The 9,169-nt window shown below is 51.4% G+C and carries 9 protein-coding genes; 5 read left to right on the forward strand and 4 right to left on the reverse strand.

Annotated elements, in window-relative coordinates; all coding sequences use genetic code 11:
• Positions 1-32 precede the first annotated feature (32 nt).
• From pabA to ppiA, 4 genes are all read right to left on the reverse strand, one after another.
• Positions 33-596 (reverse strand): aminodeoxychorismate synthase component 2, encoded by a 564-nt coding sequence (gene pabA, locus AACS05_RS21770; RefSeq protein ID WP_045448381.1) that lies wholly within the window; start codon positions 594-596, stop codon positions 33-35.
• Positions 597-627: 31 nt separating this feature from the next.
• The gene (locus AACS05_RS21775; protein WP_045448383.1) at positions 628-1,230 is read right to left on the reverse strand and encodes a putative adenosine monophosphate-protein transferase Fic; all 603 of its coding nucleotides are present in this window, start codon (positions 1,228-1,230) and stop codon (positions 628-630) included.
• Positions 1,220-1,387, reverse strand: a complete 168-nt coding sequence (locus tag AACS05_RS21780; RefSeq protein ID WP_071829046.1) for a YhfG family protein — start codon at positions 1,385-1,387, stop codon at positions 1,220-1,222. Before AACS05_RS21780 ends, AACS05_RS21775 begins: the two co-directional genes overlap by 11 nt.
• A gap of 106 nt (positions 1,388-1,493) precedes the next feature.
• Positions 1,494-2,066 carry a peptidylprolyl isomerase A gene (gene ppiA / locus AACS05_RS21785; RefSeq protein ID WP_045448385.1) on the reverse strand — a complete coding sequence of 191 codons (573 nt, stop codon included), beginning with the start codon at positions 2,064-2,066 and terminating at the stop codon, positions 1,494-1,496.
• A gap of 277 nt (positions 2,067-2,343) precedes the next feature.
• Here ppiA and tsgA point away from each other — a divergent pair, with 277 nt between their 5' ends.
• From tsgA to cysG, 5 genes are all read left to right on the forward strand, one after another.
• Positions 2,344-3,525 (forward strand): MFS transporter TsgA, encoded by a 1,182-nt coding sequence (gene tsgA, locus AACS05_RS21790; RefSeq protein WP_045448387.1) that lies wholly within the window; start codon positions 2,344-2,346, stop codon positions 3,523-3,525.
• A 338-nt stretch (positions 3,526-3,863) separates the two neighbouring features.
• Positions 3,864-6,407 (forward strand): NADPH-nitrite reductase large subunit, encoded by a 2,544-nt coding sequence (nirB, locus tag AACS05_RS21795; protein WP_045448389.1) that lies wholly within the window; start codon positions 3,864-3,866, stop codon positions 6,405-6,407.
• Positions 6,404-6,730 carry a nitrite reductase small subunit NirD gene (gene nirD, locus AACS05_RS21800; protein WP_045448391.1) on the forward strand — a complete coding sequence of 109 codons (327 nt, stop codon included), beginning with the start codon at positions 6,404-6,406 and terminating at the stop codon, positions 6,728-6,730. Before nirB ends, nirD begins: the two co-directional genes overlap by 4 nt.
• A 180-nt stretch (positions 6,731-6,910) precedes the next feature.
• Positions 6,911-7,714, forward strand: a complete 804-nt coding sequence (gene nirC, locus AACS05_RS21805) for a nitrite transporter NirC (RefSeq protein ID WP_045449812.1) — start codon at positions 6,911-6,913, stop codon at positions 7,712-7,714.
• Between the two features lie 26 nt (positions 7,715-7,740).
• Positions 7,741-9,114, forward strand: coding sequence for a siroheme synthase CysG (gene cysG, locus AACS05_RS21810; protein WP_045448393.1), 1,374 nt, complete (start codon positions 7,741-7,743; stop codon positions 9,112-9,114).
• Positions 9,115-9,169: the final 55 nt, after the last annotated feature.

The following is a 9,169-nucleotide window of genomic DNA, read 5'->3' on the forward strand; positions in this document are numbered from 1 at the left end:
TGAATAAAAAATCACTGAATAGCAACCACAAATCAACGGTTGAGGAAATTAGCCAGCAGCTGATGCCCCTGTTCACTGAGAATACTCTCTGGGTGAAACTGTACCCCTTCAAGATCCCACTCCCGATGGCGAATCCCCATGATCTCCCTGGTGTCGCTCCAGGCCGTTACCTCAAAGCAATCAGGGAGTGTCGCAGGGGCAACAACCAGCGAGTGATAGCGAGTGACCGTTAACGGGTTCACGAGTCCCTGAAACACCCCCTGTCCGTTATGCGTAATCGGTGATGTTTTACCGTGCATCACTTTCGCAGCCCGAACCACGGTCGCGCCAAATGCCTGTGCCATCGCCTGGTGCCCCAGGCAAACACCCAACATGGGCGTTTTTCCCGCAAAATGTCGAATCACATCCAACGAGATCCCGGCGTCATCCGGGGTACAGGGTCCGGGAGAAATAACGATTTTTTGCGGATTAAGCGTGTCAATTTGCGGCAACGTCAACTCGTCGTTACGCCTGACGAGAACATCAGCGCCCAGTTCACAGAAGTATTGATACAGGTTCCAGGTAAAAGAATCGTAGTTATCGATAAGCAGGATCATGGCGGCTCCGGTACATAAGAACCGCGCTATTCTACTCAGTTTCCTCGGCTACGCTTACCACTTTACGAAATATCGCTCGCAACGCAGACAGGTCACCCATTGCACCACTTTGATTTGCCAGGTTCCACTCCGCGACCTGAATGCCATTCCAGTTGAGCACATACCCGGCATGAATCGCTAACTGCTCAAAGAAAATACGTTGCGCCAAACCGCTGCCGATACGAAACGGATGCAACACATTAATTTCGCAATAATAATGCGTGAGCCGGTCGACAAATTTTTCTTCCGGTAATCCTGCCAGCCAGGACTCTTCTTCAAGATCCTGCATCAGCGCATTACCCTCTTTCTCGATATATGCAAAATGGCAGAAACGGGTATCCCCCTGATAAATGTCGACCTCACGCAGATGACCTGCCCAGTCGAAAATATCCTGATACAGCTGGCGATGGATAGCACACAGATGCGGCAGGCCCCGTTTTAGCGGCCCCAGCTCAATCGTCGCCGCACGCAACGCCGTCAACTCCCAGGCGGCCTGCTCAAGACGCTGAGTTTGATGAACGCCCAGACGATTACGCATGACGTTCAGACCTGGATACAGATAGGGATCACGTCCATCACCAAATTTATCGCTCATAGTGCCTCCTCAATTCTTCAAGGCGCACCAGTGCGTCTTCAGCGCTCAGAGTAACCCGTGGAATATCCACGCCTTCCAGCCGCCGGCTAGCCTGAAAATTGTCGTTTCGCCGTTGTACCCAGAGACTGGACTTTTGTTTATCGGTGAGTTTTTTCACGTGACCTCCCTGAATGTGCCGACACTTGCCACAAGTATAAGCAGCAATTTCGGGTTACGCAGAGAAGGGAGAGAACGCGGACAGGAACTGCCCGCGCAAAATTCGATTATGGCAGGACTTTCGCTGACAGGATAACAATCGGTTTTGATGGCACGTTCTGGTATGGACCGACATCATGAGTCGGAACCTGAGAAATCTTATCCGCGACATCCATACCCTTCACAACTTTACCGAAGACAGCGTAACCAAAGTCGCGCTGGCCATGATCAAGGAAGGCGTTGTCCGCAATGTTGATAAAGAACTGACTGGTCGCGCTGTCTTTGTCCGCAGTACGTGCCATGGCAATGGTACCGCGGGTATTACGCAGTCCATTATCGGCTTCATTCTTGATTGGCGGATTAGGTTTCTTCTGCTGCATCTGCTCGTTAAAACCACCACCCTGCACCATAAAGCCAGGGATCACACGGTGAAACGTGGTGTTGTTATAGAAATCGCTATTTACATAATCGACAAAATTTTGCACTGATACCGGGGCTTTCTGGCTATTCAGCTCCAGCTCAATGTTACCGGCAGAGGTTGTCAGCAGGACATGTGGGTCACCTTTCGCTGCCAGTGCTGCGGGAGAGAGAGCAGAAAGGGCGAGAACAGCTGCAACAGCCGCCAGAGTCGATTTGAGCATGAGAATTCCTTAACAAGAGCAGAAATAGAGCAAGTGAATTGATTCTAAAGAGCCTTCATGGACAAGGCCATCCCTTTACTTAATTTTACGAACCTGAAACAAATGTAACGATGCGGATTATCCCGCCACCCAAACCTTATAAAGTGACTTTGATCACATTAAAAAATGTAACGCAAACACAATTTACCAATAAACATTTAAATACATCACTAAAACGCCTAAAATCTGCCCGCTCATAGCGCTGTCAACGCGCTTTACACTTCAATACAGGCCAGTCATGACTAACAGCAATCGTATCAAGCTCACATGGATTAGCTTTCTCTCTTACGCCCTGACAGGTGCGTTGGTAATTGTCACCGGGATGGTGATGGGAAACATCGCAGAATATTTTCATTTGCCTGTTTCCAGTATGAGTAACACTTTCACCTTCCTGAATGCCGGGATCCTGATCTCTATTTTTCTCAATGCCTGGCTGATGGAAATTGTGCCCCTGAAAACGCAATTGCGTTTTGGCTTCGTCCTGATGGTGCTGGCCGTCGCCGGGCTGATGCTCAGCCATAGTCTGGCGCTGTTCTCAGCGGCGATGTTTGTACTGGGCCTGGTCAGTGGTATCACCATGTCAATTGGGACATTCCTGGTTACCCAGATGTATGAAGGTCGCCAGCGCGGTTCCCGTCTGTTGTTTACCGATTCATTCTTCAGCATGGCAGGGATGATTTTCCCAATGGTCGCGGCATTCCTGCTGGCACGCAGCATTGAATGGTATTGGGTTTACGCTTGCATTGGCCTGGTTTATGTCGCGATTTTCATTCTGACCTTCGGCTGTGAATTCCCGGCGCTGGGTAAACATGCACAGCAGCCGGAAACACCAGTGGCGAAAGAGAAATGGGGCATAGGCGTGCTGTTCCTGGCTATTGCTGCATTGTGTTACATCCTTGGTCAACTTGGTTTTATCTCCTGGGTACCGGAATACGCCAAAAGCCTCGGTATGAGCCTGAACGATGCGGGTAAACTGGTTAGTGACTTCTGGATGTCTTACATGGTCGGCATGTGGGCGTTTAGCTTTATCCTTCGTTTCTTTGATTTGCAGCGCATTCTGACCGTACTGGCCGGTCTGGCTACTGTGCTGATGTATCTGTTCATCACTGGCACGCCAGAGCATATGCCGTGGTTCATTCTGACACTGGGCTTCTTCTCCAGCGCGATCTATACCACTATTATCACCCTCGGCTCTCAGCAGACTAAAGTCGCATCACCAAAACTGGTTAATTTCGTACTGACCTGCGGCACTATTGGTACCATGCTGACCTTCGTGGTCACCGGCCCTATTGTCGCCCACAGTGGTCCTCTGGCTGCATTACAGACGGCTAACGGACTGTATGCCGTGGTGTTCGTGATGTGCTTTATCCTTGGATTCGTTACGCGCCATCGTCAGCACAGCACACCAGCCGCACATTAAATCTGAATACCGGATAATGATGTTAAAGCACCTTATCCGGCGTATAAAAGCATTCCCCAGGCCGGATGACCATCCGGCCTTTGATCATCCGCCTTCCCTTCTCCAGACTGCGTAGACCTCGCAATCTTAAGAGGCAGGAGAACTCACGCCAAAACCCTTCGATTTGTATGCTTTTCATACAAACATGAAAAGCCTGTCAATTCCGTGACTTATAAAAATGCTGACAAATCAGTTATATACCTCTTAAGGAGTATATAAGGGCGAATTTGATTTGTATCAATAAGCGGGGTTGCTGAATCGTTAAGGTAGGCAGTAATAGAAAAGAAATCGAGGCAAAAATGAGCAAAGTCAGACTCGCTATTATTGGTAATGGTATGGTCGGCCATCGCTTTATTGAGGATCTTCTTGATAAATCTGATGCGGACAAGTTTGATATTACCGTCTTCTGTGAAGAACCCCGCAAAGCATACGACCGTGTACACCTGTCTTCTTACTTCTCTCACCACACCGCTGAAGAACTGTCATTGGTGCGCGAGGGATTCTACGAGAAGCATGGCGTTAAAGTATTAGTCGGTGAACGCGCGATTACCATCAACCGTCAGGAGAAGGTGATCCACTCCAGCGCAGGCCGTACGGTCTATTACGATAAACTGATCATGGCGACCGGGTCCTTCCCGTGGATCCCGCCAATTAAAGGCTCAGAAACTCAGGACTGTTTCGTTTACCGCACCATCGAAGATCTCAATGCCATTGAATCCTGCGCTCGCCGTAGCAAACGCGGTGCCGTTGTCGGTGGTGGCTTGTTAGGTCTGGAAGCCGCCGGCGCCCTGAAAAGCTTAGGCGTTGAAACCCACGTAATTGAATTCGCCCCGATGCTGATGGCTGAACAGCTGGATCATATGGGTGGCGAACAGTTACGTCGCAAAATTGAAAGCATGGGCGTGCGTGTGCACACCAGCAAAAACACGAAAGAGATCGTCCAGGAAGGTACTGAAGCACGTAAAACCATGCGTTTTGCCGACGGGAGCGAACTGGAAGTTGACTTTATCGTTTTCTCCACGGGTATTCGCCCGCGCGACAAACTGGCAACCCAGTGCGGCCTGGACGTGGCACCACGCGGCGGTATCGTGATTAACGATGCCTGCCAGACCTCTGACCCGGATATCTACGCCATTGGCGAATGCGCCAGTTGGAACAACCGTGTTTATGGCCTGGTTGCCCCTGGTTACAAAATGGCGCAGGTCGCTGTTGACCATATTCTCGGTAGCGAAAATGCCTTCGAAGGCGCGGATCTGAGTGCCAAACTGAAGCTGCTGGGTGTCGATGTTGGCGGTATTGGCGACGCACACGCACGCACGCCGGGTGCCCGCAGCTACGTCTATCTCGACGAAAGCAAAGAAGTCTACAAACGCCTGATTGTCAGCGAAGATAACAAAACGCTACTCGGTGCGGTCCTGGTGGGTGACACCAGCGATTACGGTAACCTGTTGCAGCTGGTGCTGAACGCTATCGAACTGCCGGAAAATCCGGATTCACTGATTCTGCCAGCGCACGCAGGCAGCGGTAAACCCTCAATAGGCGTGGATAAGCTGCCGGACAGCGCGCAAATTTGCTCCTGCTTTGACGTCACCAAAGGCATGCTGGTCGCCGCTATCAACAAAGGCTGCCATACCGTTGCGGCGCTGAAAGCTGAAACCAAAGCCGGTACCGGTTGCGGCGGGTGTATTCCTCTGGTTACCCAGGTACTGAATGCTGAACTGGCGAAACAAGGGATTGAAGTCAACAACAACCTGTGCGAACACTTCCCGTATTCGCGTCAGGAACTGTTCCATCTCATCCGTGTGGAAGGTATTAAAACCTTCGAAGAGTTGCTGGCAAAACACGGTAAAGGTTACGGCTGTGAAGTGTGTAAACCGACCGTTGGCTCCCTGCTGGCCTCCTGCTGGAATGAATACATTCTTAAACCGCAGCACACGCCGCTGCAGGATACTAACGACAACTTCCTGGCGAACATCCAGAAAGACGGTACTTACTCCGTTATCCCGCGTTCTGCAGGTGGTGAAATTACTCCGGAAGGTTTGGTTGCCGTTGGTCGTATCGCACGCGAATTCAACCTGTACACCAAGATCACCGGCTCTCAACGTATTGGCCTGTTCGGTGCGCAGAAAGATGACCTGCCGGAAATCTGGCGTCAGCTGATTGAAGCGGGCTTCGAAACTGGTCATGCGTACGCTAAAGCATTACGTATGGCGAAAACCTGCGTAGGCAGCACCTGGTGCCGCTATGGCGTGGGTGACAGCGTAGGTTTCGGCGTTGAGCTGGAAAACCGCTACAAGGGCATTCGTACGCCGCACAAAATGAAATTTGGTGTCTCTGGTTGTACCCGTGAGTGCGCTGAAGCCCAGGGTAAAGACGTGGGTATCATCGCCACTGAAAAAGGCTGGAACCTGTACGTTTGTGGTAACGGCGGGATGAAACCACGCCATGCTGATCTGCTGGCGGCGGATATCGATCGCGAAACGCTGCTCAAATATCTTGATCGTTTCATGATGTTCTACATTCGTACTGCAGACAAACTGACCCGTACCGCACCGTGGTTAGATAACCTGGAAGGCGGCATTGAGTATCTGAAGTCCGTCATTATTGACGACAAACTGGGTCTGAATGAACACCTGGAAGAAGAAATGGCGCGTCTGCGTGAAGCCGTCGTGTGCGAGTGGACGGAAACCGTCAACACCCCATCTGCACAGGTTCGTTTTAAACACTTTATCAACAGCGATAAACGCGATCCGAATGTCCAGGTTGTGCCTGAACGTGAACAACATCGTCCGGCCACGCCATATGAGCGCATCCCGGTCACTCTGGTGGAGGAAAACGCATGAGCCAGTGGAAAAACATCTGCAAAATCGATGACATTCTGCCTGCAACAGGCGTCTGCGCCCTGTTAGGTACTGAGCAGGTTGCTATTTTCCGCCCATATCACAGCGATCAGGTGTTTGCGATCAGCAATATCGACCCGTTCTTTGAGTCCAGCGTGCTTTCTCGCGGGCTGATTGCTGAACATCAGGGCGAATTGTGGGTTGCCAGCCCGCTGAAAAAACAGCGTTTTCGCTTAAGCGACGGTCTGTGCATGGAAGACGAACAGTTTTCTGTGAAACATTACGAAGCTCGGGTGAAAGACGGCATGGTGCAACTGCGCGGTTAATTAATTTTTAGGGAGGCGCAATGCCTCCCCTTTTTTGACGTATTTGTAGTTCTTTTATTGGTAGTCCTGATAAGCGTAGCGCCATCCGGCAATTGCAATTGCCGGATGGCGGCATAAATGCCTTATCCGGCCTACGGTTACGATTTCTTTTTATTTTTGTACTTCAAGGATAATCAACATATGTTCACAGACACTATTAATAAGTGTGCGGCTAACGCTGCGCGCATTGCACGCCTGTCGGCTAATAATCCACTTGGCTTCTGGGTCAGCTCAGCTATGGCAGGGGCCTACGTTGGCCTCGGCATCATCCTTATTTTTACTCTCGGTAATCTGCTCGACCCATCCGTACGTCCTCTGGTAATGGGTGCAACCTTTGGTATTGCCTTAACGCTGGTGATTATCGCCGGTTCTGAACTGTTCACCGGCCACACAATGTTTCTGACACTTGGCGTGAAAGCGGGCACCATCAGCCACAGCCAGATGTGGGCAATTCTGCCGCAAACCTGGCTGGGAAATCTGGTCGGTTCCGTATTCGTTGCCCTGCTGTACAGCTGGGGCGGCGGCAGCCTGTTACCGGTCGATACCAGCATCGTACATACGGTAGCACTGGCAAAAACCACCGCACCTGCAACAGTACTGTTCTTTAAAGGTGCGCTGTGTAACTGGCTGGTTTGCCTGGCGATCTGGATGGCAATCCGTACTGAAGGTGCGGCGAAATTCCTCGCTATCTGGTGGTGCCTGCTGGCTTTTATCGCTTCCGGCTACGAGCACTCTGTTGCCAATATGACGCTGTTTGCCCTCTCATGGTTCGGTCACCACAGCGATGCTTATACGTTGGCTGGAATTGGTCATAATCTGCTGTGGGTAACACTAGGTAATACTTTGTCCGGTGTCGTATTCATGGGATTGGGTTATTGGTATGCTACGCCAAAATCGGAGCGCCCTGTTCCGGCAAAAATCAACCAAACTGAGAATCTGGCATAACAGCCAAATCATTAAGGGGTAATGTCGTGGATCATTTGCCTATATTTTGTCAACTACGTGACCGCGACTGCTTGATCGTCGGCGGTGGTGATGTCGCAGAACGCAAAGCGCGGTTACTGCTGGAAGCGGGTGCCCGTTTAACGGTTAATGCACTTGCGTTTATTCCTCAGTTTACCGTATGGGCAAATGAAGGAATGCTGACGCTGGTTGAAGGGCCGTTCGATGAAGCCCTGCTCGACTCCTGTTGGCTGGCGATCGCCGCAACCGATGACGATGCCGTCAACCTTCGCGTCAGCAATGCCGCTGAATCACGACGAATTTTCTGTAACGTGGTCGATGCGCCAAAAGCCGCCAGTTTCATCATGCCTTCCATTATCGACCGCTCGCCGTTAATGGTGGCAGTCTCCTCTGGTGGCACCTCACCTGTCCTTGCCCGCCTGCTGCGTGAACGGCTCGAATCCGTGTTACCGCAGCATCTGGGACAGGTCGCGCAGTATGCGGGGCAACTACGTTCCCGGGTGAAAAAACAGTTTGCCAGCATGGGCGAACGTCGCCGTTTCTGGGAAAAGTTGTTCGTTAACGATCGTCTGGCGCAATCGCTGGCAAATAACGATCAGAAAGCGATTGAGGAAACCACCGAACAGTTGCTCAGCGAACCGCTGGATCATCGAGGTGAAGTGGTACTGGTTGGCGCCGGCCCTGGTGACGCTGGGCTGCTGACGCTGAAAGGACTACAGCAGATCCAGCAGGCCGATGTCGTGGTGTATGACCGCCTGGTTTCTGATGACATCATGAACCTTGTGCGCCGCGATGCAGATCGTGTATTTGTCGGTAAACGCGCAGGCTATCACTGTGTACCGCAGGAAGAAATTAACCAGATCCTCCTACGCGAAGCGCAACAGGGCAAACGCGTAGTACGCCTGAAAGGCGGCGATCCGTTCATCTTTGGACGCGGTGGCGAAGAGCTGGAAACGCTGTGCCACGCAGGCATTCCGTTCTCTGTGGTTCCAGGCATTACCGCAGCTTCTGGCTGCTCTGCATATTCGGGTATTCCACTGACACATCGAGATTACGCCCAGAGCGTACGTCTGGTCACCGGCCACCTGAAAACTGGCGGCGAGCTGGACTGGGAAAACCTGGCAGCAGAAAAGCAGACACTGGTGTTCTATATGGGACTGAACCAGGCTGCCACTATCCAGGAAAAATTGATCGAGTTTGGTATGCAGGCTGATATGCCGGTTGCGCTGGTAGAAAACGGAACCTCCGTTAAACAACGCGTCGTCAACGGAGCGCTGACGCAACTCGGTGAACTGGCGCAGCAGGTTGAAAGTCCGGCCCTGATTATTGTTGGTCGTGTTGTTGGATTGCGCGATAAGCTGAACTGGTTTTCGAATCACTAATTCGACGCTAACACTGCAGTATGAAGCCAATAAAAAACGACGGTACGGTTTTACC

It is taken from the genome of Citrobacter sp. S-77, assembly GCF_963864895.1.
Classification (GTDB): domain Bacteria; phylum Pseudomonadota; class Gammaproteobacteria; order Enterobacterales; family Enterobacteriaceae; genus Citrobacter; species Citrobacter murliniae.

What these genes read in the sequence shown, in the direction of transcription:
- pabA (WP_045448381.1), bottom strand. Translation starts at nt 596, where the DNA reads ATGATCCTGCTTATCGATAACTACGATTCTTTTACCTGGAACCTGTAT.
- AACS05_RS21775 (WP_045448383.1), bottom strand. Translation starts at nt 1,230, where the DNA reads ATGAGCGATAAATTTGGTGATGGACGTGATCCCTATCTGTATCCAGGT.
- ppiA (WP_045448385.1), bottom strand. Translation starts at nt 2,066, where the DNA reads ATGCTCAAATCGACTCTGGCGGCTGTTGCAGCTGTTCTCGCCCTTTCT.
- tsgA (WP_045448387.1), top strand. Translation starts at nt 2,344, where the DNA reads ATGACTAACAGCAATCGTATCAAGCTCACATGGATTAGCTTTCTCTCT.
- nirB (WP_045448389.1), top strand. Translation starts at nt 3,864, where the DNA reads ATGAGCAAAGTCAGACTCGCTATTATTGGTAATGGTATGGTCGGCCAT.
- nirD (WP_045448391.1), top strand. Translation starts at nt 6,404, where the DNA reads ATGAGCCAGTGGAAAAACATCTGCAAAATCGATGACATTCTGCCTGCA.
- nirC (WP_045449812.1), top strand. Translation starts at nt 6,911, where the DNA reads ATGTTCACAGACACTATTAATAAGTGTGCGGCTAACGCTGCGCGCATT.